Annotated in this window: 20 protein-coding genes, 1 tRNA gene and 1 riboswitch; of the genes, 4 read left to right on the plus strand and 17 right to left on the minus strand. The window is 27.4% G+C overall.

From position 1 onward, the window contains the following. Window positions 1-41 precede the first annotated feature (41 nt). Window positions 42-1,271, plus strand: coding sequence for an aminopeptidase (locus MTX53_RS10000; protein WP_244833657.1), 1,230 nt, complete (start codon window positions 42-44; stop codon window positions 1,269-1,271). Between the two features lie 57 nt (window positions 1,272-1,328). Here the strand turns inward: MTX53_RS10000 and MTX53_RS10005 are convergent. The 5 genes from MTX53_RS10005 to MTX53_RS10025 form a co-directional block, all read right to left on the minus strand. Next, window positions 1,329-1,404 (minus strand) — tRNA-Trp (locus MTX53_RS10005). 49 nt (window positions 1,405-1,453) lie between these two features. Beyond that, window positions 1,454-2,365: a zinc ABC transporter substrate-binding protein gene (locus MTX53_RS10010; RefSeq protein ID WP_244833658.1), complete on the minus strand. Its 912-nt coding sequence runs from the start codon at window positions 2,363-2,365 to the stop codon at window positions 1,454-1,456. 69 nt (window positions 2,366-2,434) lie between these two features. After that, on the minus strand, window positions 2,435-3,169 hold the full coding sequence (locus MTX53_RS10015; RefSeq protein ID WP_244833659.1) for a glycerophosphodiester phosphodiesterase: 735 nt from the start codon (window positions 3,167-3,169) through the stop codon (window positions 2,435-2,437). A 111-nt stretch (window positions 3,170-3,280) separates the two neighbouring features. Then, window positions 3,281-4,060, minus strand: a complete 780-nt coding sequence (locus MTX53_RS10020; protein ID WP_244833660.1) for a class I SAM-dependent methyltransferase — start codon at window positions 4,058-4,060, stop codon at window positions 3,281-3,283. An 86-nt stretch (window positions 4,061-4,146) separates the two neighbouring features. Next, the gene (locus MTX53_RS10025) at window positions 4,147-4,764 is read right to left on the minus strand and encodes a TetR/AcrR family transcriptional regulator (protein ID WP_244833661.1); all 618 of its coding nucleotides are present in this window, start codon (window positions 4,762-4,764) and stop codon (window positions 4,147-4,149) included. A 122-nt stretch (window positions 4,765-4,886) separates the two neighbouring features. Here MTX53_RS10025 and tsaE point away from each other — a divergent pair, with 122 nt between their 5' ends. Genes tsaE through rimI form a run of 3 tightly spaced genes read left to right on the plus strand, consistent with a single transcriptional unit; the run spans window position 4,887 to window position 6,494 of the window. Beyond that, a complete protein-coding gene (tsaE, locus tag MTX53_RS10030; protein ID WP_244833662.1) occupies window positions 4,887-5,345 on the plus strand; it encodes a tRNA (adenosine(37)-N6)-threonylcarbamoyltransferase complex ATPase subunit type 1 TsaE in 459 nt (152 codons plus the stop codon). Then, entirely contained in the window at window positions 5,345-6,049 is a 705-nt protein-coding gene (gene tsaB, locus MTX53_RS10035; protein ID WP_244833663.1) for a tRNA (adenosine(37)-N6)-threonylcarbamoyltransferase complex dimerization subunit type 1 TsaB, read from the plus strand. The genes tsaE and tsaB overlap by 1 nt, the downstream gene beginning before the upstream one ends. Continuing rightward, complete coding sequence (gene rimI / locus MTX53_RS10040; protein WP_244833664.1) at window positions 6,024-6,494, plus strand: ribosomal protein S18-alanine N-acetyltransferase; 471 nt, start codon at window positions 6,024-6,026, stop codon at window positions 6,492-6,494. The genes tsaB and rimI overlap by 26 nt, the downstream gene beginning before the upstream one ends. Window positions 6,495-6,555: 61 nt before the next feature. Here the strand turns inward: rimI and MTX53_RS10045 are convergent, their stop codons facing one another. The 12 genes from MTX53_RS10045 to MTX53_RS10100 form a co-directional block, all read right to left on the minus strand. Then, entirely contained in the window at window positions 6,556-7,146 is a 591-nt protein-coding gene (locus MTX53_RS10045; RefSeq protein ID WP_244833665.1) for an ECF transporter S component, read from the minus strand. 121 nt (window positions 7,147-7,267) lie between these two features. Further along, window positions 7,268-7,381, minus strand: a riboswitch (FMN riboswitch). Between the two features lie 43 nt (window positions 7,382-7,424). Next, window positions 7,425-8,345 carry a DMT family transporter gene (locus tag MTX53_RS10050; RefSeq protein WP_244833666.1) on the minus strand — a complete coding sequence of 307 codons (921 nt, stop codon included), beginning with the start codon at window positions 8,343-8,345 and terminating at the stop codon, window positions 7,425-7,427. Next, on the minus strand, window positions 8,338-10,530 hold the full coding sequence (locus MTX53_RS10055) for a Tex family protein (RefSeq protein ID WP_280527291.1): 2,193 nt from the start codon (window positions 10,528-10,530) through the stop codon (window positions 8,338-8,340). Before MTX53_RS10055 ends, MTX53_RS10050 begins: the two co-directional genes overlap by 8 nt. Before the next feature lie 21 nt (window positions 10,531-10,551). After that, on the minus strand, window positions 10,552-11,499 hold the full coding sequence (locus MTX53_RS10060) for a type II CAAX endopeptidase family protein (protein WP_244833668.1): 948 nt from the start codon (window positions 11,497-11,499) through the stop codon (window positions 10,552-10,554). 3 nt (window positions 11,500-11,502) lie between these two features. Beyond that, on the minus strand, window positions 11,503-13,002 hold the full coding sequence (locus tag MTX53_RS10065; RefSeq protein WP_244833669.1) for a HAMP domain-containing sensor histidine kinase: 1,500 nt from the start codon (window positions 13,000-13,002) through the stop codon (window positions 11,503-11,505). A gap of 3 nt (window positions 13,003-13,005) precedes the next feature. Next, the gene (locus tag MTX53_RS10070) at window positions 13,006-13,686 is read right to left on the minus strand and encodes a response regulator transcription factor (RefSeq protein WP_244833670.1); all 681 of its coding nucleotides are present in this window, start codon (window positions 13,684-13,686) and stop codon (window positions 13,006-13,008) included. Between the two features lie 543 nt (window positions 13,687-14,229). After that, a protein-coding gene (gene prfB, locus MTX53_RS10075) for a peptide chain release factor 2 (protein WP_244833671.1) occupies window positions 14,230-15,331 on the minus strand; the annotation gives its coding sequence in 2 pieces (ribosomal slippage) (window positions 14,230-15,252 and window positions 15,254-15,331; 1,101 coding nt in all). Window positions 15,332-15,456: 125 nt separating this feature from the next. Then, complete coding sequence (gene secA / locus MTX53_RS10080; RefSeq protein ID WP_244833672.1) at window positions 15,457-17,997, minus strand: preprotein translocase subunit SecA; 2,541 nt, start codon at window positions 17,995-17,997, stop codon at window positions 15,457-15,459. 150 nt (window positions 17,998-18,147) lie between these two features. After that, complete coding sequence (gene raiA, locus MTX53_RS10085) at window positions 18,148-18,675, minus strand: ribosome-associated translation inhibitor RaiA (protein ID WP_244833673.1); 528 nt, start codon at window positions 18,673-18,675, stop codon at window positions 18,148-18,150. A 442-nt stretch (window positions 18,676-19,117) separates the two neighbouring features. Beyond that, entirely contained in the window at window positions 19,118-19,786 is a 669-nt protein-coding gene (locus MTX53_RS10090) for a phosphoribosyltransferase family protein (protein WP_244833674.1), read from the minus strand. Then, complete coding sequence (locus tag MTX53_RS10095) at window positions 19,750-20,754, minus strand: hypothetical protein (RefSeq protein ID WP_244833675.1); 1,005 nt, start codon at window positions 20,752-20,754, stop codon at window positions 19,750-19,752. Before MTX53_RS10095 ends, MTX53_RS10090 begins: the two co-directional genes overlap by 37 nt. 26 nt (window positions 20,755-20,780) lie before the next feature. Beyond that, window positions 20,781-23,000, minus strand: coding sequence for an ATP-dependent RecD-like DNA helicase (locus tag MTX53_RS10100; RefSeq protein ID WP_244833676.1), 2,220 nt, complete (start codon window positions 22,998-23,000; stop codon window positions 20,781-20,783). Window positions 23,001-23,008: the final 8 nt, after the last annotated feature.

A 23,008-nucleotide genomic window follows, 5' to 3' on the forward strand; every position in this document is an offset into this window, starting at 1 on the left:
TTTAAATAAAAATATATATAAATACTGAAAGGAGTATTAATATGATAAAAGATTTACTTATAAAATATGCAGAGCTTATAATTGTAAAAGGAATAAATTTAAAAAAAGATGGTCTTGTTGTTATTTCATCTCCAATAGAATGCTCTGAATTTGCATCTATTATTGCTAAAAAAGCATTTAAACATGGAGCATCTGATGTAAAAATAAAATATTCAGACTCTATATTTAATAAGATACGATTAGAAAACATATCTTATGATACATTAAGCATAAAACATAATTTTGAAAAAGATGAATACGAATATTATGTAGATAATAATGCATCATTCATATCAATATCTGCAGAAGATCCTGATATTTATAAAGATGTTGATTCAAAAAAGCTTTCTTTATACAATAAAGCAAGACGTCAGAATCTAAAAAAATATTTTGATGCATGTAACTCAAACAAAAATGCTTGGACTATTATTTCAATTCCAACAAAATCATGGGCACATAAAATATTTAATACACTTCCTGAAGATAAAGCTTTAGAAAAACTTTATGATGCTATTTTTAATATAATGAGAATTTATGATGATGATCCTATAAAATCATGGACTAAACATATTAATTCTCTTAAAGAAAAAGTTTCAAAACTAAATTCACTTAGCTTAAAATCTCTTCATTATAAAAATTCACTTGGAACAGATCTGACAGTTGAACTTGCAGATGATAGCATTTGGTGTGGAGGAGATGATATTACTTTAGACTCAACTCATTTTATAGCTAATATGCCTACAGAAGAAGTCTACACAACTCCAAAAAGAGATCATGTAAATGGTGTATGTGTAAGTTCAAAACCTTTAAGCTATCTTGGGAACTTAATTGAAAACTTCTCTATTACATTTAAAGACGGAAAAGCAGTATCATGTACCGCAGAAAAAGGACTTGATGTTTTAAAAGAAATAATATCATCTGATGAAAACGCATGTTACCTTGGAGAAGCTGCTCTAGTTCCTTTTAGTTCTCCAATTTCAAAATCAAATATAATTTTTTATAAAACATTATATGATGAAAATGCATCATGCCATTTAGCATTTGGATCATCTTATCCATGCTGTATAAAAAATGGAGATAATCTCTCATCTAAAGAACTTTTAAAAAAAGGTGCTAATACATCAATGACACATGTTGATTTTATGATAGGAACATCTGATCTTTCAATAGACGGTATTAGAAAAGATAATAAAACTATATCCATTTTTAAAAATGGTGAATGGAACATATAAACAAAAAAACTTATTCTTAAAAATTTCAAATTTTTAAGAATAAGTTTTTAATCATTCTGGCAGGGGCACTAGGACTTGAACCCAGAACCAATGGTTTTGGAGACCACTACTCTACCAATTGAGCCATACCCCTTCAACGGGTTTTATTATACAACATTTTTTTTATTAAATCAACTACTTTATTACGAATTTAAATTTTTCTTATCATAATATGCTTTATTATTTATAATAACCTTCGAAATTTCGTTCATATTATATTCAATAAGTCTTTCAAAAGAATAATCTCCATAATATTTCCAAAGCTTTACGTACCAATAATCTTGTAAATCTACTTTAGATGGCTCGTCCCCATCATCAATGACGATTACCTTTTTATAATCAAGCTTATTATCTTCTATAGTCTGCTTTATATTATCATCTTGAATTTTTACTGTCTTTATTCCAATAGAATTAGTAAAATACTGAAATCTATCATCAAATGTCAAAAAAGTAAAATCAGATACTTCCTGTTTTAAATAATTAAATTTTTCCATTTCACTATCAAGTTGTTTTATAGCTTCATTGTAATTATCTTCATAAAAATCCCTGTTAGCAGGATCTTTATCTTGAATTGCTGATTTTACATTGTATAGTGCAATTTTGTAATTATCTATGTTTTCAAAATAATAAGGATTTTCTTCTGATATTCCATTTATATTAAAATTTAAAAGACGAATTCCTCTTGATAAATTAACAATACTTATATTACCCTTTTCTAATTTATCAATAAACTTCGATGCCCATGGCTCAAAATCTGTTCCTGTATATATAAATATATCATTATTCGAAATATTTTTTACTGCATTTTCTGTTATTTGAAATTCATCTATATCGTTCTGATCTTTCATCATATATGTCACATTATGCTTATCTTTAATTATCTTTTTCACCATATAGTACTGAGGCTTATTTACTGTAATGATATTGAGATACTTATCTCTCGCTTCAGTTCTTATATTATTGTCTGTATTTGCTGATAACGGATTTGAAAATATACACATCCCTAACGATAAAACAATAGTTATTATTACCATAACAAAAGTAAGTTTCTTCAAAATATCCCACCTCCTAAGCAGACATATATGCATATTATCTTAATTATTATACCTCAACAAAATAATAAATCAATTACTTTTAAGAAGTTTATTTAACTTTTCAACTTCATTTGTTATTATACTGTTAACTTTTAGATTTATTACCTTTTTCATGTCAAATAAATCATTTACAGTATAAGGATTTATTTGAATCCCTCTTTTAATAATTCTTTCAGTATATTCCTTATTTAAAATGCTATAAAAGTATGGATGATAACACTCTACATCTATTTTCTTTAAATATTCTTCAGGATATGCAAGTGTTGAATCGGTAAGTGCTCCAAGCATTACATCTTTATCAAGTTTTCTAAATCTTACAAGACTTACATGATTAAAACTTGAAATTATAATTCTATCTTTTATTTTGTATTTTTCAATAAGATCTAGTACTTTTTCTTCTAATCCATCATAATCTATTATGCTATTTTTTAATTCAAGATTTAATACTTTCATATCTGTCTTTGAAAAAAAGCATAAAAGTTCCTCTAAAGTAGGTATCCTTTCATCTATCTCATATTCATCATGTTTTTTCAATATATTGATTTTTTTTAATTCATCTAAAGTATAATCTTTTAAAAAACCTTTTTTATCTGTTGTTCTATCTAATTTTTCATCATGCATTATAACAGGAATACCATCTTTAGAAAGCTGCACATCTGTTTCAATTCCATCAGCTTTATATTCATATGCCTTTTTAAAAGCTAACATAGTATTTTCATCATATCTCCCACTATATCCTCTATGTGCTATGTTTAATATACTCATTTAAATAATTCCCCTTTCAAATTCAATATATTTTTATTATGTGTCATATTTTGTAATATTGCAATAAAAAAATAAGCTTTAACTATAATTTTACATAGCTTATGATAGTAACTATTTTATTCCATAAATAATCCCCATATTATGAAACATCCATGGTGCTTTTTTTATATAATTTGGAATAAAACTCATATTCTCAGTATTTGCTTCATAATAAATTTCTGTTATTCCTTCTTTTCTTAATTGATCTATAAATTCTTTAATATCTCCATATAACTTTTTTTGTTCAAACATATCATGGAATACAAAAGCCCCTCCTTTTTTTACAACTCGTAGAGCTTCTAAAACAACTTTTCTTTTGTTTTTTTGTGTTTTTACTTCGTGAAATACAAAATTACTTATAGCTGCATCAAAATAATTATTTTTAAAAGGAAGCTTTGCAGCATCACCATTTTTAAATATAATTTCTGAAACGCCCTCTATTTTAGCATTTCTCTCGCACTGCTTTTTATCATAATCCCACTCACTACCAAAATAATCAATTCCAACAATCTGTGCTTTTTTGAATTTTTTTGCGCATCTTACTGATAGAGCACCTGAGCCACATCCTATATCTAATAATTTTCCTTTTCCATCCCACATTAGTTTACTTAAGACAAATTCATGAATCTGCCCCATAACATTTCCTCCATCAAACGAAAATGCCAATCTACACTTTTGCATATAAATTGTAAATGATAATATTAATAAAAATAATATTGAAACAATTACGCTTAAAACTTTATTTTTTAATGTAGCTGTAAACACTATATCAATTATTAATAGTAGCAATGTTAGAATCCAAGAATATTTCATAAGTTTTTTAGGCACCCAGTTTCCATAATTAGTTTTCATAAATAAATTCCTCCTTTAAAATTAAAAGCATAACATTTGTTATGTTTTGTTATGTAAAAAAACCTGATGATTTGTATCATCAGGTTTTATATTTTTTCCTTTAAATCATTAATTAACTTTTTAAATCCACCTTCTGCATAGCAGGCCATAACTTCATTTAAATAAAGTGCTTCTTTCATATTAGATGCTCCCTTTAAAATATTTATATTTGTTTCTATTCTAATATTAACTAACATTTTAATTACTTTCTCATCAGGTTTATGTCCAAGATAGATAGTAAAATAATCCATAAATTTCTTATTTATTATATTAAAAACATTATTTTTAAAATCTTTATAAATGCTCCCATCACTTTTTTCTAATAATGTCAAAATTACAATTTTATTTTCTAATTCAAATTTCATTATTTTTTTCTCATTATCTATTGATGATGACGAATCATTTTTTTCTTTTTCTGAAAGTTCATCTATTAACTTTTTCCACTCTAGTATTACTGGATCTACTATAATTTTAAATAAAGACTCTTTATTTTCAAAGAAAAAATATAATGCACCAGTTGTAACATTACATTCTGAACAAATTTTTCTAAGACTTGCTCCTTTATATCCTTTCTCAAAAAATTCTTTTTTTCCTGCATCTATAATTTTTTGTTTAGTTGGATGTATTTTTTCTGTTAATAATTTATTATTAAACTTTTCTTCCATAACACATGTTATGTTACCATAGAATCATTTTTTTATCAATATTAAAGAAACGCTCTAACTTGATTTTCTATAAAATTCATATACAATAAAATAAGAGATATCATTACGTAGGAGGATGTTTTATGATATTTGAATTTAACAGTGTTTCAGAAACAACTGATTTAGGAATAAAATTAGGCAAAATAGTAAATCCAGGAGATGTAATTTGTCTTACTGGTGATCTTGGAACTGGAAAGACACATATAACAAAGGGAATAGCCTTAGGTCTTGGTATAAAAGACACTATAACAAGTCCCACATTTACAATTGTTAATGAATATGATTCAGGACGTATAAAACTTAATCATTTTGATGTATATAGAGTTGCTGATCCTGATGAAATATATGCAATAGGTTTTGATGATTATATTTTTTCAGATGCCGTATCAGTAATAGAATGGGCAAATTATATTGAAGAAATACTTCCAAAAGATATTCTTCATATCAACATAAAAAAAGATCTTTCAAAAGGAGAAAACTACAGAAAAATAACAATAACTCCTTTTGGTACACGATTTAATTACATAAAGGAGTTAAAATAATGATTGTATTATCTGTTGATACATCATCAAAAACAGCAACAGCTGCAATAATTGATGATAATAAAATTTTAGGTGAAATTAATTATAATGATAAAAGAGAACATTCTACTATATTAATGGGAATGATAAAACAACTTCTTAATGATACTAATCTTACAATTAATGATATTGATGGATTTGTAGTATCTAAAGGTCCTGGTTCTTTTACAGGACTTAGAATAGGAATGGCTACCGTAAAAGGATTAAGCTTTGGAAGCAAAAAACCATACGTAAGCGTATCAAGCCTAGATGCACTTGCACTTACAGCGATAAACTTTGACGGAATAATATGTCCTATAATGGATGCCCTAAGAGATAGTGTTTATACTGCTTTTTATGAAAAAGATGAAAGTAATGAACTTAAAAGGACATCAGATTATGATGCACTTACACTTGATACTCTTATAGAAAAAATCAAAGCAAAAAATAAAAAAGTAATCTTCATAGGAGATGGCGTAAATAAATATAAAAATTATCTACAGGAAAATTTAAAAGACTCATTTTTCCCACCACACCATCTTAATTTTATTCATTCTTCTGCATTAGGTGAACTTGGTATCAAAAAATTAAAAGAAGGAATATATGATAATCCAGATTCTGCACCATTTTATATAAAGAAATGTCAGGCTGAACGTGAGTATGAAAAACGTCTCAAACAATCTTAAAAATATTTCAATCACCATGATGGATAAAAATGATATAGATGAAATATTAGAAATTAGTTCTAAAAGTTTTCATATATCATGGAGTAGAAATTCTTATGAAAATGAACTTATAAATCCTAATGCAAGATACTTCATCGCTAAGTATGATAATAAAGTAATAGGTTTTGCTGGAACATGGATAATTTTAGACGAATCCCAAATTACAAATATTGCTGTAGATCCTAATTTTAGAAATAATAAAGTAGCTTCAAAACTTCTTAAAGCTTTAATCTCATACTGCACTAAAAATGGATGCACTTCTTTCACTCTTGAAGTACGTGAAAGTAATGAACCTGCAAAAAATCTTTATTTAAATCATGGATTTAAAATAGAAGGTTTAAGAAAGGGGTATTATCAAGATAATAAAGAAAATGCCATTATAATGTGGAAAAGAGATAAGCAATAAAAAAAGGTAGAAAAAGCAAATCTTTTTCTACCTTTTTTAGTAATATGTCTTATATTTATAATTATATTGTTTCTGTCTTTTTATCTACCTTTTTATTAGAAAATGCTGTTTCATTTTTAAATATTGAAACAGATACTCTTTTATAAATTACGTATGTTACTACTGATACTATTAATGATTTTATCGCATTAAAAGGTATTAATCCTGCAAGAGTATAATTTAAAGCCTGTGCAGATGTCATTTTCATGCCAAAAGCAGGAAGAAGTATAAATATATTAATTGGAGGTGCTAATACTTCAAGTGTTAAAGCACCCAAAATCATACCAATAATAGCTGTTTTCTTAGATTTATTTCTCTTATATAAAAGTGCTGGTGGAAGTATAAATACTACTCCTAAAAAGAAATTAGCAAAATCTCCAACCCCTCCTGTAGTAGTTCCTTTAATTACTAGTATAAGTACATTTTTTATAAGCTCTATTATAACTCCAGCCATAGGTCCAATTCCAAACGCTGCAATAAGTGCAGGAACATCGCTTAAATCAATCTGTAGCCATGCAAATGTAGGCAAAATAGGAAATTCTATATACCTTAGTATTAATGCAATTGCAGCAAATAATGCTACTTTAACGATTTTATCTGTGTTTCTCTTCATTTTTTATATCCCCCTAAAAGAATATCTTCATAAAGTAGAAGCTTATTAAAAAATTATAAAAATAAACCCTGATATATAAAAATATCAGGGCTATAAACTACTAAAAAATAATAATTTAATAAGTTACCTTCTTCTATCCAGACTATACTGTTGGCCTCGGAATCTAACCGAATCATGCTATACGCTCGCGGGCTTTACCGCCAGTAGGGATTTACACCCTGCCCTGAAGATATATTATTTATTTTATGTTTATATAATACACTATATTTTAAATTTTTTCAATCATTATAAACAACATATATACCTATACATACAAGAAATAATGATATAAGTGTATAAAAATCAAAAATATTCTCGCGAAGAAATATTGCTGATAATATACTTCCAAATACAGGTGTTAAAAAATTAAATACACAAATAACTCCAACTTTATTATACTTTAAAAGTTCAGTCCAAAGCACAAATGCAACAGATGAAATAAGTGCCATATAAATTAAAAGTATTGACGATTTAATTGTAAATCCATGCAAGCTTCCGCCTGTAGAAAATCCTGATAAAATGAGTATAATTCCTCCAATCAGAAGCTGAAAACCTGATGCTTTTACAGTATCTAATCTTCTTGTTATATGTTTAGAATATATAGCAGAAAGTGCAAAAAATACAGCTGCTATAAATACAAATCCTTCTCCATAAAATGAAAATCCTAAGCTAGATACAGATTTTGAGCCTATATTAACTAAGATTACTCCAGCAAACCCAATTACGCACCCTAAAATCTTTTTTAAACTTATCTTATCATTTTTATATATAAAGTGTGAAAGTATTATACTAACAAACGTTCCTGTACTATTTATAATCGATCCTCTAACTCCTGTTGTATAAGTAAGACCTATATAAAAAAATATATATTGAAAAGTTGTTTGAATCATCCCAAGAAAAGCAACCTCGAAAAAGTCTTTTCTATTTAATTTTAAAATTCCTTTTCCTCTAAAAAAGTACCCTGCTATAATAACCAAAATGCCAGCAAGCGCAAACCTGTATCCAGCGAAAATAAGTTTTGATGAAACATTAACGCTTGCTATATTAAATAGAAAATATCCATATTTAATTGAAGGATACGCACTCCCCCACAAAAAGCAGCTTATCGCTGCTAATAAAATTATATTTCTTCTATTTGTATAAATTTTTTCTCTATTCATTATCTTCATCTTCTAAATTAATTTCTTTGATGTTCTTCATTGTAAGAGATATTCTCTTTCTCTTTTCATCTACATCAAGTATCTGTACTTTTACAATATCACCTACATGAACAACATCAAGAGGATGTTTTATAAATCTATCTGCTAGTTCACTTATATGTACAAGTCCATCTTGATGAACTCCTATATCAACAAACGCGCCAAAATCTGCAACATTTCTTACTGTTCCTGTAAGAATCATACCTTTTTTTAAATCTTTCATTTCAATAATTCCAGTTTTTAAAACAGGCTTAGGCATTTCTTCTCTAGGATCTCTTCCTGGCTTTTTAAGTTCTTTAGTGATATCTATTAATGTAGGTTCTCCTGTATCTAAAGTTTCAGATATTTTATCTAAACCAAAATTTTTAACTTGTATATCTATATCATCAAGCTTCTTACCTTCAAGATCTTCTTCTGTATATCCTAATAATTTTATAAGTTTCTTTGCAATTTTATATGATTCTGGATGAACTGCTGTATTATCAAGTATTTCATCACTTTCAGATACTCTCATAAAACCTGCGCACTGCTCAAATACCTTTGGTCCAAGTCTTTTTACTTTTAAAAGATCTTTTCTTGACTTAAATTTTCCATTTTCTTCTCTAAACTTAACAATGTTTTCAGAAATAGATGATGTAATTCCTGAAACATATGAAAGAAGAGAAGGTGTTGCTGTATTTAAATCTATACCTACATTATTTACACAATCTTCTACTACACCTTTTAAAGACTCTTCAAGCTTTTTAGGTGTCACATCATGCTGATACTGTCCTACACCTATTGCTTTAGGATCTATCTTTACAAGTTCCGCAAGAGGATCCTGTAGTCTTCGTCCTATTGATATTGCACCTCTTACAGTAACATCAAGATCTTTATATTCTTTAGTTGCAAGTTCAGATGCTGAATATACAGACGCTCCTGCTTCTGAAACAATTACATATGAAATTTCCTTTGAAGTTTCATTTTTAATTTCTTTAATCATATCTGATATAACTTCTTCAGATTCTCTAGATGCAGTACCATTTCCAAGTGAAATCACGTCAACATTATATTTTTTTATAAGAGCTTTAAGTATTTTTTTACTTCCTTCAATATCTTTTTTAGGTAAAGTAGGATATATAGCTGTACTATCTAAATATTTTCCTGTTTCATCAAGTACTGCAATTTTACAGCCAGTTCTAAATCCTGGATCAAACCCAATAACAACTTTACCTTTTATTGGAGCTTGAAGAAGAAGAGATTTAAGATTTTCTTTAAATATCTTTATTGCAGATTCTTCTCCTATATCTGTAAGTTCCTTTCTTATCTCTCTTTCAAGACTTGAGAAAATAAGTCTTTTCCATGAATCTGCTATTGCAGATTTAAGATATTCATCAATCTGTGCATTGCCTTTAAGAACATGATTTTCAATATATTTAATAATTTTTTCTTCATCACATACTATTTTAACTTTGAGTATTTTTTCTTTTTCTCCTCTATTTATTGCTAAAATTCTATGCGGAGCTATATTTCTTATTGCTTCTTTATATTCATAATACATTTCATATGGAGTAGGCTCTTCAGATTTTCCTGAAGTTTCAATATATCCTTCTCTATATATAAAACTTCTAATATACTTTCTATATTTAGCAGAATCCGATATATTTTCAGCGATTATAAATAAAGCACCATTTATGGCTTCATCCACATCTTTTACACCTTTTTCTTCACTTATATATTTTGCTGCTTCTTCTTTTATATCTGCTTTAAATTTTCCATCTTCTATAAGAAGTGCAAGAGGCTTAAGACCTTTTTTTATCGCTTCTGATGCTTTTGTTTTCTTTTTGGGTTTATACGGTCTATATATATCCTCTAAATCTGTCATTGTGTTTGCAGATTTTATTGCTTTATCTAATTCTTCTGTATATTTTCCCTGCTCTTTTATAAGCCTTTGTATATCATCTTTTCTCTGCTCTAAATTTCTTAAATATGTAAGTCTTTCATAAAGTTTTCTTAATACTTCATCTGAAAGTCCACCTGTTGCTTCTTTTCTATATCTTGATATAAATGGAACTGTGTTTCCACTATCAAGAAGTTCAATAACATTTTTTACCTGACTTAATTTTATGTTTAATTCCTGTGCTATTCTTTCTTCTATTGTCAAAATCATCTTTTCCTCCAAAGTAAATTATAATAATGATATTAATATTAAAATAACTGATAAGCCTATATAAAATATCATACCTGAATTTTTAAATATCAATCTAAAATCGTCGTTAACTGTGCCACTTACGTTTCCAGAATTAAAATATACCATTTTTACATTTTTTACTATCATAAATATTGCAAAAATTATTGATATAAACATAAATACTCCACCTGAAAAAGCTTTCAAAGTAGCATTATTTGAAAATAATCTTAATAAAAGTCCCGAGCCTATAAGATTTATAATACAATGAATTATTACCGAATAAAAAATTGTGCCTGTTTTTACTGTTATATATGCGAAAATTGCACCTAGAGAAAATGCATAAAAAAACTGAGAAAGATTTCCATGACCAAATGCAAACATAAATGCAGAAACAAATACCGCAATAAATTCACCATATCCAACAAGTCTTGATATTATTATTTTTCTAAACATAACCTCTTCAATTATAGGTCCAATAAAACATATGAAAAATATTTTTAAAAATATGCTTCCACCACTTAGCATATCTGAAACAGGATTATTTAATCCACTTCTTGTAAATGTTCTTAATAAACTATCAATTATTAAAGAAAACATATTTGATATATACATAACTCCAAAAGAAAATAAAATTATCATCAAAAAATTTTTTAATGATATCTTCTTTATATAATTAGCCTTTGCTTTTCGTAAATTTTTAACTATAAACAAAAATATAGGAAATCCTATTACGTAAACAGGTAGAGTTGATGCTAAAAATCTCGCATCTGGATCATTTATTATTCCTTTGCCTAGTACATGTAATATAATGATTGCTAAAAAGCCACCAAGTTCTGAAAATATAGTAAATGCTGCAAGAGCCCATCCTATACTACTTATAGCGGATTTTGCAGCTGCTTTTTCCTCCATCTTTTTATAGTCATAGTCATAATTAAATTCGCTCATTTTCTATCCTTTCCTGCATTCTATCGGCATTTCAATTTTAAATACAGTGCCTTTATTACTACTTTCTATTTTTACAGTTCCACCATGTTTTTTAATTATATTCTTAGTAATAGAAAGACCAAGACCAGTTCCCCCTGTGTTTGAATTCCTAGATTTATCAAGTCGAACAAATGCATTAAATATTTTATCCTTTAATTCATCTGGTATTTTATCACCATCATCAGAAATATATATATAAATACTTTTAAATTTTCTCACAGTATTTATGTTTATTTCTGCACCCACTCTATTATACTTTATTTTATTATCAATTATATTATTAACTGCCCTTGTAAATTTTAAATCATTTAAAAGAACATAACAAGGCTTTTCATCTATATCAAATTTATAATTGAATTTTTTTTCTTCAAATTCATCAACTCTTGATGCAATAATCTGTCTTAAAAGTTCACATATATCCATACTTTTAAATTCAAATTTAGTATCGCAGTTTTCATAAAGTGAATATTCAAATAAATCATTTAAAAGTTTATTTGCCCTCTTTGAATTATTATATATTATTGTTAGATATTTTTCTCTTTCTTCATAAGATAAAGTTTCAGAATTTAAAAGAGTTTCACTATATCCAAGAACTGAAGAAAGCGGATTTTTTAAATCATGTGAAACATCTAATATTAACATTTCTCTCATCTTCTGCAATTTTTCTTTTTCAACCTTTTCTTTTGATATAGTTTCTGCCATTTTATTAAATCCATTAGCTAAATCTTTAAATTCATTTTTTTTATCACTGCTTATCCTTATATCATAATTTCCTTCTGCAATCTGCTTTACTCCCATCAAAAGACTATTAATTGGATGAACAAAAGTTTTTGCACTAATTTTTGAGAAAAAATATGCAAAAGTAAAAAATATCATTATATCAATTAATATAATTGCTTTAAAAATAATTTCATTAGAAACAATATTAGTTACTATATTAGGCTTTTTTGCTTCATAATAAGGGCATCCAAAAACTAATAAAGATGATTCTTCTTTAATATATTTTGTGTAAAAACAATATTTACCATTTATTTTTGTATTTGCTATGGCATTATTAAAATCTTTTATAAGAGAAAATGCTAAAAAATCATTATTTACATCTACTTCATTATTTTCCCTTATCCCAAAAAGACTCATATATGAATTTAAACTTATTTTTTTGTCTTTAAATTCATCAATCACTTTTCCTTTACTATATGATATGGTATTATCTTTATCAATTTTTACTATAAATCCACTTATATCATAAAGTTCATTATCGCTTACAAGAGTATAATTTTCCTGAAGCTTATTATCTATTTTTTTAAATGAATCATTATATATATTATGACCACATAAAAAACCATATAAAATCATAGATGTTAGTATAAGAAGTATAAGAAGAAATGTAAAAATAGTATATGCCACAGTATATGTACAGAAAAGTTCAGATGAAAGACTTCTTCTTCTATTTAACTTAAACATCTATTAAATCCTCTCCATCTTGTATCCAATACCTCTAATTGTTTTTATATAAACAGGATTTTTAGGATTGTCTTCAATTTTATCCCTTATATGGCTTAAATGAACCATTATATTATTAGAATCTCCCATATACATATCTTCCCATACTTCTTCATATATCTGCTTTTTTGTATATACTTTTCCTAAATTGGCCATAAATAAATTTAATATTTTAAACTCCTTAGGATTTAAATCTATTTTTTTATCTCCTTTATATAGTTCAAATGTATCAATATATAATTTTAATTCTCCAGTTTTATATATAGTATTCTTTTGTGCAGTATATTTATAACATCGTCTAAGTACAGAATTTACACGTGCACAAATTTCCACAGGGCTTGCAGGTTTTACAATATAATCATCTGCTCCAAGTCCAAGTCCAAGAACTTTATCTGAATCTTTTCCCATTGCAGTAAGAAAAATTATAGGAACAGTTGATTCATCTCTTATCTTCTGCATAAGTTCTATCCCGTTCATTTTAGGCATCATTATGTCAATTACTGCTAGATCAATTTTTTCTTTTTTGAAAATTTCAAAAGCTTCTTCTCCATTTTCTGCCTCAAATATATTATGTCCTTCTTTTTTTATGTGTAGAGAAATAAGACTTCTTATATCTATTTCATCTTCTGCAACTAATATATTCATTTTAACCTCCAAAATAAAAGCTTTGTATTATAGTCTATATAATACATATTATATTACTTATTATAATCTTCTAATATTAATATAATCTTAAAAATATAATTTTTCCCTCTTGATTTTGGTCCATTTTACATATATAATAATAATTGTTAAATATATACAGATAGGAGGCATCACATTTGCTAAAAAAATTACTAAAATTTAGTTCATTTTTTTTCCTTTTTTTCTTTTTAGTAATACTTCTTAATGAGTTTAAAGTGGTATCTTTCTCAAATAAAATAAGAAGTATTTGCATTTTTTTACTTTTAGTCATGATTATATTACTTTCAATAGGTGCTGTCCTATCTGCTAAATCTGGTTTTTTAAAACTTATCGGAATAACAATATTCATTTCATTATTAATCGGATGTATACAAGCCATCGTCAAACCAGGATTAAATATATTCCTATATGTTTGCACTATAGGTTCAACAATTTTTTCATTTATAGATATGTTTTATAAAATCAGTTAAAGGGGTTTCGCATATAAGTGCGTCCCCCCTTTTTTTATGAGTTCATCTTCAAAAATCCTATAATAAATTCATCTAAATCGCCGTCCATTACAGCATTTATATTTGAAGTTTCTATATTCGTTCTATGATCTTTAACCATACTATATGGATGAAAAACGTATGATCTTATCTGACTTCCCCAACCCATATCTTTAAGCTCTCCAGTTAAATCTTCAATTTTTTCCTTATGTGCTCTTTCCTTAAGTTCAACAAGTTTTGATTTTAACATTTCCATCGCAGTATCTTTATTAGAAAATTGACTTCTTTCATTTTGACATTGAACTACTATTCCTGTTTTTAAATGCGTAATTCTTACAGCCGAATCTGTCTTATTAATATGCTGTCCACCGGCTCCACTTGCTCTATAGGTATCTATTTTTATATCCTGTGGTTTTATAACTATATCCTGCTCTTTTGTAAGTTCAGGAATAACTTCCATAGATGCAAAAGATGTTTGGCGTTTTCCATTTGCATTATATGGTGATATTCTTACAAGCCTGTGTATTCCTTTTTCAGCTTTTAAATATCCATAAGCATATTTTCCTATTACTTTTAATGTTACACTCTTTATACCTGCTTCATCTCCATTTAGAAGATCGAGAATTTCTACCTTATATCCATGACTTTCTGACCATCTTGTATACATTCTCATAAGCATTTCAGTCCAGTCGTTTGCATCTGTTCCTCCAACTCCTACATGAAGTGTTACTATTGCATTATTAAGATCATATTCTCCTGATAAAAGCATTCTTACTTTATATTTCTTTATCTCATTTTCAAGAAACTTTACAGAATCTATTATTTCATCAGCAGATTCTTTATCATTTTCATCCATAATCTCTTTTAATACTTCAATATCTTCAATTTTAGAAGTAAACTTTTGAAATTCATCTATTTTTTCTTTAAGCATTTTACTTTCTTTTGTAACATCTTCTGCATGTTTTATATCATCCCAAAAACCATCTTCTTGCATAAGATAATCAAGTTCCTGAATTCTTTTCTCTATTCTATCCTTGTCAAAGTGAAACACTCATTTCTTCAATAGATTTTTTAATGTCAGGTAATTTTATAATCGCTCTTTCGAGTTCAATAATCATTTGACATACACCTCTTTCTATTTTTTAAGATAATAAAGAGGACAAATTCAATGTTTTTTACTTAAAAAACCAAACAAGATTCTTTTAGCTCCATAACAATTATTTGTCCCCTAGTAATTTACTTTTTAAAATTTGCCTCTTCCACAACAGTTTTTAAACTTTTTGCCACTTCCACATGGACATGGGTCATTTCTTCCTATACTCTTATATGGGTTTACTGCTGGCTGTTTAAGTGATTTACTAGGTCCATTCTGAGATTCAGAAGGACTTTCATTATGAACTGCTGAAGTTTCCTTTGCCATTCTTTCTCTTTCTGGTGCCTTTTCAATTCTTACATGGAATAAAAGCTTTATTGTTTCTTCTTTTATAGATTTAATCATATCATCGAACATTTCGCTACCTTCTTGTTGGTATGCCTGAGTAGGGTCAATCTGATTAAATGCTCTTAATCCTATTCCTTGTTTTAAATGTTCCATATTATCTATATGATCCATCCACTTAGTATCTACTGATCTTAAAAGAACAACTCTTTCGATTTCTCTTAATCTTTCAGGAGTAAATTCTTTTTCTTTTTCTTCATAATCTTTTGCAGCTATTTCATAAATTTTTTCTGCAATATCATCATTTGAAAGATTTTCAAGCTCTGAAAGATTTATTTTTCCAGGATCTACACATATATCCTGAAGTGCAACCATAAGCTTTAAAAATTCTTCTCTGTAATCTTCACTCTGTCCTGTAATTTCATAGTTTACTGCATCTTTAATTACATCTTTAAGCATTCCAAGGATTTCATCTTTAACATCTTCGCCTTCAAGTACTTCTGATCTTTGCTTATATATTACTTCTCTTTGCATATTCATTACATCATCATATCCAAGAAGAGTCTTTCTTATGTCAAAGTTATTTCCTTCTACTTTCTTCTGAGCATTTTCTATTGCCTTTGAAACCATTTTACTTTCAATTGCTTCATCTTCACTAAGTCCTAATTTTCCAACAATACTTTGTATCTTTTCTGATCCAAATATTCTCATAAGATCATCTTCTAAAGAAATATAAAATGTTGATTCTCCTGGATCTCCTTGTCTTCCTGAACGTCCTCTAAGCTGATTATCTATTCTTCTTGATTCATGTCTTTCTGTACCAATTATCTTTAATCCGCCTAGTTCTATTACGCCTTCTCCAAGTTTTATATCTGTACCTCTTCCAGCCATATTAGTAGCAATTGTAACCATGCCCTTTTCTCCAGCATGACTTATAATTTCGGCTTCTTTTTCATGGAATTTTGCATTTAATACTTGGTGGCTTATTCCCCTCTTATTTAGAAGGTTTGATAAAATTTCTGATCTTTCAATACTTACTGTACCAACAAGTACCGGCTGACCTGTTTTATTAGTTCTTTCTATTTCATCAGCTACTGCATTAAACTTTCCTTTTTCAGTACTATATACAAGATCTGGGTTATCTTTTCTTATTACAGGTTTATGAGTTGGAATAACTATTACATCAAGTCCATAAATTTCTCTAAACTCATTTTCTTCTGTAAGTGCTGTACCTGTCATACCTGAAAGCTTGTTATACATTCTGAAATAATTCTGGAATGTTATTGTAGCAAGTGTCTTAGATTCTCTTGCTATCTTAACTCCTTCTTTAGCTTCTATAGCTTGATGAAGACCATCTGAATATCTTCTTCCTTCCATAAGTCTTCCAGTGAATTCATCAACTATCATTACCTGGCCATCTTTTACCATATAATCTTTATCACGTTTCATCTGGAAATTTGCTTTTAACGCTTGAGTTATGTAATGCTGAAGTTCAATATTCTCTGCATCCGCAAAGTTTTTAACATTAAATGTTTTTTCTGCCTTACTAACACCTTCATCTGTAAGCATAACTGCCTTAGCTTTTTCATCTATTGTATAATCTTTTTCTGCTTCTAACTTTCTTGCAAAAAGATCTGCTATCTTATAAAAATCAGTTGATTTATCTCCCTGACCTGAAATAATAAGAGGAGTTCTTGCTTCATCTATTAAAATTGAGTCAACCTCATCAACAATTGCAAAATTAAGAGGTCTTTGAACTCTTTCTTCTTTATAGATAACCATGTTATCTCTTAAATAATCAAATCCGAATTCATTATTTGTTCCATATGTTATGTCGCTTCCATATGCTTCTCTTCTCTGCTCATTTGTAAGTTCATGAACAATTACACCTGTTTTTAATCCTAAGAATCCATAGAGTTCACCCATCTGCTCTGCATCTCTTTTAGCAAGGTAATCATTAACTGTTACTACATGAACTCCTTTTCCTGATAATCCATTTAAATATGCAGGAAGTGTTGCAACTAATGTTTTTCCTTCACCAGTTTTCATTTCTGAAATTCTTCCTTGATGAAGTATAATACCTCCCATAAGCTGCTCATCATAATCTCTTAATCCAAGTACTCTTACTGAAGCTTCTCTTACTACTGCAAATGCTTCTGGAAGAATATCATCTAAAGTTTCTCCTTTTTCAAGTCTTTCCTTAAATTCATCAGTTTTTCCGCTTAATTCAGTATCTGATAATTTCTTTATTGAATCTTCAAAACCATTTATCTTTGCTATTATTGGTTTTAACCTATTTACTTCTCTTTCACTATATGATTTAAATAAGGCATTTAGTAATCCCATAATGTCATCCTTTCAAAACTTTAATAATTTATCTGCATATTCTATGATTATATCATTTTATACACATATAATTCAATAACACCATTAAAGTTTAATTATTTTTTAATAAAAATATGCTTAAAAAAATCCTGCATAAGCAGGATTTTTTTATTATTTATATTCTGGTTCTAACAAACCATAATCTCCATCTTTTCTTTTATATAATACATTTACTTTATTTGTATCTGCATCTTGAAAAACAAAGAAATTATGTCCAAGTAAATCCATTTGAAGAATTGCTTCTTCTGTATCCATTGGTTTCACTCCAAATTTCTTAACTTTAACAAGTTTTCCATCATCAGCATCTTTTAAATCCATGCTTTCGATTTGAGCAAATTTAAGTGAACCATTATTTCTTCTTGCTAACCTTGTTTTTTGTTTTCTTATCTGCCCTTCTAATTTGTTTTCGACCAAATCTATTGATTTATACATATCCGAAGTTGATTCTTCACTTCTCAAAATTACACCATTAAAAGGAATTGTAACCTCAACAATCTGGCTATTTTTCTGAACACTCAATGTAGCTTTTGCTTCAACATCTGATTCAAAGTACTTTTCAAGTTTTTTAATTTTCTTCTGAACCATGTCTTTTAAAGCCTCAGTTAATTCAATGTTCTTTGCTATTACTTTTATCTGCATAAATGCCAGCCCCTCTCATATTAAATATTATATATCGTATACATAATATTTATTTATCACCTATATTCTATCACCCTTTTACAATATATACAAGCTAATATTCAGTAAATTCAAACAATTATTTATTCGTTTACATTTTTCTTAAAAATATTACATCTTTTTTTATAAAATATACATAATCAGCTGACCTGATTTTTGCCCCCACACTCGCCTGCTGCAGCTTTTGCTAATAAAATTTAATTCCTCACTACTAACCATCTCAGCGCTTATAATGCACTGGCAGGACTTACTTCTATACCGCACCATGCTCTTTAAACATTTTGTTTAGATTACGTGGATCGTTTTGCCTGCGACTGGCATCGACTTTCAACCACAGACCTGATTATGTACATTTATATTATATATGACTTTTTAAAATCGTCAATACCTTATGTCCTTTATTTTATAAATTACTTCTTGCAACTGTACATAACTTTATATCAATTGCACCTGCATTTTTTAAAACACTATAGGCTTCTTTTAACGTTGAACCCGTTGTTACTACATCATCTATAAGAATTATTTTTTTATTATTTATATTAATTCCTTTCGATAAAATAAATGCATCTTTTATATTTATTTTTCTCTGATTTTTATTAAGAGTCTTCTGCTTTCCAGTTTCTCTTATTTTTATAAGAAGAGATTCATACTTTATATCAATTTTTTTTGATATAAAGTCACACAAAATTCTGCACTGATTAAAACCTCTTTCTCTTTCATCACTTTTAGTCATTGGAATATATGTTAAAACATATTCTTCATATGATTTTATATTTTCTTTTATAAAATCTGATAAAAATTCAGATAATATATATCCTGCTGTATAATCCTTTTTATACTTAAAATTCAAAATTAACTTCTTAAGAGAATGTCCGTAATATCCAAAACTTATAATAATATCATCCTCTTTTACCTCTACTTTTTTGATTTTTCCTAAACAATTATCACATATACCATAACAACCAGGTTTTTCACATAAAATACAGTGATTTTCTATAGGATATATTATATTAATAAGAGAATCAAAAATATAGTTTATTTTCTTCTTAATGATATTAATTCTTTTTCCCATACTTTTTTATTGAAGTTAAGAGCCATATTCTTAGCCTTCTCCATAGACTCTGAAACTGTATTTGAAACAAATAATATTTCAGGGACATCATCAGAAACCTTTCTTGCGTATCCACAGATAAAAAGAAGTTTCTTAAAATTATATCTATCATCATCAGAAAATAAAACTACAATATCACTAATATTATTTAACATTTCAAGTTTTTCTATTTTATCTGTCATAATAAATATTGACTTATCTTTAAAGTTTAATACTCTTTTAACAGATTTAATTTTAGTATTAGAATCTATCTTTATATTTCTAGAATTTTCAAGCTTTAACTTTTCTTCAAAATAAGAATAAATATTCTGAAGTTTTTTTGAATCTGGTACACATATTATTACATTATGTCCATTACAAGAAAACCATTTTATATAATCATATAATTTGTATGGAATATCATCATTTAAATTTACCCTTGTTTCTAAAAATCTTGGTTCTATAAACGGTTTTTCATAATCATAAGCTGCCATATCAATTTTATCCCCAGAAATTGGCATCTTTTGAACAGAATACACAATAATTCTTTTTGATATGTTCATAACTTTTTCAATTCTATCTATAATACTCATAGTATTTATTGTAGAAAAACAAGTAACATCATCAAATATAATAAGATCATATTTTTTAGTTAAATCAATGTTGTCATAATCTGTAAACTCAATATTATCTTCTTTTAAAACATCTCTTAAGCCATAATACTCTTTAATACCATTTATAAGATCTCTATTTTCAAATTTATTCTTCCAAACATACAATACTTTTTCATTTCTTTTAATAAATTGTAATACTATATCAACGAAAACACATGGAGTATTAAATGGTATTGTAATTATGTTCAAAAATTTAATATCTTTTTTGTACCACTTGTTTATTTTATTAATAGCATACTCTATATTTTTAAAATTTATTTTTCTGTTTTCTGACATATCTAATCTATTTACTCCTTAAAATATTACTCTGTTTTATTTATTATATCTTTTATTCTATCTTTAAGAGAAGTATATCTTTTTGTGCTCTCTGTATTTTTTATCATAAATTCTAATGCTTTTTGCATTCCAACTATTACAACAAGTTGCTTTGCCCTTGTTATACCCGTGTATAATAAATTTCTATTCATTAAAAATGGTGATCCCATAAAAATAGGAATTACTATTACTTTAAATTCGCTTCCTTGGCTCTTATGAATTGTCGCTGCATATGATAAATCAAGATCATCAAGATTTGAAAAATCATAATTAACTTTTTTATCATCATCAAATATTACAGTTAATTTTTCATTTTCATTATTTATCTTTGTAATCATTCCAAGTTCTCCATTAAATATACCACTTCCATGTTCCAAAGAGGAATTAACATTACTCCACGGAAGAGAATAATTGTTTTTAATCTGCATAACTTTATCCCCTTCTCTAAATGTAACATCCTTATTCTTTATTTCTTTTTTAGATTGTGATTTTGGATTAAATACTTCTTGAAGTTTTGAATTAAGATTTATTACACCAAGAGTGCCTTTTTTCATAGGTGATAAAACCTGTATATCCCACACTCTATCCCATGTTTTGTTGAAATTAGGGAGTCTTTTCCCTATAAGATCAATAACTGTACTTAATATTTTTTCAGGATTTTCATGTCTTATAAAGAAAAAATCTTTATCTTTTTTATTTAAAATAGGCATAATTCCTTCATTTATTCTATGTGCATTTACTACAATAAGACTTTCTTTAGCCTGCCTAAATATCTCTTTTAAGCATACAACTTTTATTGACTCGCTTTCAATTAGATCTTTTAGAACATTTCCAGGGCCTACTGATGGAAGCTGATCAGAATCTCCTGCTATTATTATTCTTGTTCCAAGTTTAACAGCCTTTAAAAGATTATGCATTAAAATTACATCTATCATTGATGCTTCATCTATTACTATAACATCTGTTTCAATAGGTGATGATTCATCTTTATCAAATACAGTTTTTCCATCAGATTCTGAAACATTCATTTCAAGGAGCCTATGTATAGTTCTAGCTTCTCTTCCTGTTGACTCTGTCATTCTTTTTGCTGCTCTCCCTGTAGGTGCACATAAAAGAACTTTCATTCCATTTTGTTCATATATATCTATTATACATTTTATTATAGTGGTTTTTCCTGTTCCAGGTCCACCTGTAATTATTTCAATTCCATTTGCAAAAGCACCTTTTATAGCTTCTTTTTGAGAATTTGAAAAATTTATTTCGTTTATTTTTTCAAAATTTTCTATATCAAAATCAATATCAGAATTTATAGTTTGATAGTTTTGCATATAAAGATTAATTATCTTGCTTGTTATACCGAGTTCGCAATAATAGTAAGTTAATAGAAGAACTCTCTCCTCTTCACCTTTTTTTTCAACTATTATTTTCTTTTTACCAGCCATATCATATATATTTTCTAAGATATCTTCTTTCTTAACTTCTAAACTATCTGAACATTCATCTATAAGTTCATTTAGTGGCATATATGTATTTCCAGAATTACAAAATCTATTTAAAATGTATTTTATTCCACTTTGAATTCTAAACGATGAATCATTTTTAATTCCTATACTCATTGCAATTCTGTCTGCTGTTTTAAATCCAATCCCTGATATTTCATCTGATAAAATATAAGGATTTCTATTAACTATTCCTTTTGCATTAGGTCCAAATTTTTTATATATCTTCATACACTGATTAGTATTTACGCCATGACTTCCAAAGTATAAGACAATCTCTCTAAGTCCCTGTTTTTCTATATATGAATGATATATTATATCAAACTTTTTTTCACCTATTCCTTCAATTTCTTTAAGTCTTTCTATGCTATTTTCAAGTATATCTAATGTTTTTTCACCAAAAACATTAACTATTTTTTTTGCAGTTATAGGACCTATTCCTCTAATTATACCGGTAGATAAATAATTAATAACTGCTTCTTTAGATGTAGGTAAAATCTCTTCATATTCATTTATATTAAACTGCTTTCCAAACTTTTTATGTATAGTATAATATCCCTTCAAAGAAACATTCTGCCCAGATTTTATAAGAGGCACTATTCCAACAGCACTTATAATTTTATTTCCATTTCTTATTCTGCACACTGTATAACCTGTATCTTCATTCTGATATATAATACTTTCAACTAAACCTTCAAGTACCTCCATGATTATAA

It is taken from the genome of Clostridium sp. BJN0001, from assembly GCF_022869825.1.
In the GTDB taxonomy this organism is placed as follows: Bacteria; Bacillota; Clostridia; order Clostridiales; family Clostridiaceae; genus Clostridium.

Excerpts from the sequence above, each read along its gene's own strand:
- MTX53_RS10090 (WP_244833674.1), bottom strand. The coding sequence starts at position 19,786 with ATGGGAAAAAGAATTAATATCATTAAGAAGAAAATAAACTATATTTTT.
- MTX53_RS10065 (WP_244833669.1), bottom strand. The coding sequence starts at position 13,002 with ATGTTTAAGTTAAATAGAAGAAGAAGTCTTTCATCTGAACTTTTCTGT.
- raiA (WP_244833673.1), bottom strand. The coding sequence starts at position 18,675 with ATGCAGATAAAAGTAATAGCAAAGAACATTGAATTAACTGAGGCTTTA.
- MTX53_RS10070 (WP_244833670.1), bottom strand. The coding sequence starts at position 13,686 with ATGAATATATTAGTTGCAGAAGATGAAATAGATATAAGAAGTCTTATT.
- MTX53_RS10000 (WP_244833657.1), top strand. The coding sequence starts at position 42 with ATGATAAAAGATTTACTTATAAAATATGCAGAGCTTATAATTGTAAAA.
- tsaB (WP_244833663.1), top strand. The coding sequence starts at position 5,345 with ATGATTGTATTATCTGTTGATACATCATCAAAAACAGCAACAGCTGCA.
- MTX53_RS10060 (WP_244833668.1), bottom strand. The coding sequence starts at position 11,499 with ATGAGCGAATTTAATTATGACTATGACTATAAAAAGATGGAGGAAAAA.
- rimI (WP_244833664.1), top strand. The coding sequence starts at position 6,024 with ATGAAAAACGTCTCAAACAATCTTAAAAATATTTCAATCACCATGATG.
- MTX53_RS10015 (WP_244833659.1), bottom strand. The coding sequence starts at position 3,169 with ATGAGTATATTAAACATAGCACATAGAGGATATAGTGGGAGATATGAT.
- MTX53_RS10050 (WP_244833666.1), bottom strand. The coding sequence starts at position 8,345 with ATGAATAGAGAAAAAATTTATACAAATAGAAGAAATATAATTTTATTA.
- tsaE (WP_244833662.1), top strand. The coding sequence starts at position 4,887 with ATGATATTTGAATTTAACAGTGTTTCAGAAACAACTGATTTAGGAATA.
- MTX53_RS10045 (WP_244833665.1), bottom strand. The coding sequence starts at position 7,146 with ATGAAGAGAAACACAGATAAAATCGTTAAAGTAGCATTATTTGCTGCA.
- MTX53_RS10095 (WP_244833675.1), bottom strand. The coding sequence starts at position 20,754 with ATGTCAGAAAACAGAAAAATAAATTTTAAAAATATAGAGTATGCTATT.
- secA (WP_244833672.1), bottom strand. The coding sequence starts at position 17,997 with ATGGGATTACTAAATGCCTTATTTAAATCATATAGTGAAAGAGAAGTA.
- MTX53_RS10020 (WP_244833660.1), bottom strand. The coding sequence starts at position 4,060 with ATGAAAACTAATTATGGAAACTGGGTGCCTAAAAAACTTATGAAATAT.
- MTX53_RS10100 (WP_244833676.1), bottom strand. The coding sequence starts at position 23,000 with ATGGAGGTACTTGAAGGTTTAGTTGAAAGTATTATATATCAGAATGAA.
- MTX53_RS10025 (WP_244833661.1), bottom strand. The coding sequence starts at position 4,764 with ATGGAAGAAAAGTTTAATAATAAATTATTAACAGAAAAAATACATCCA.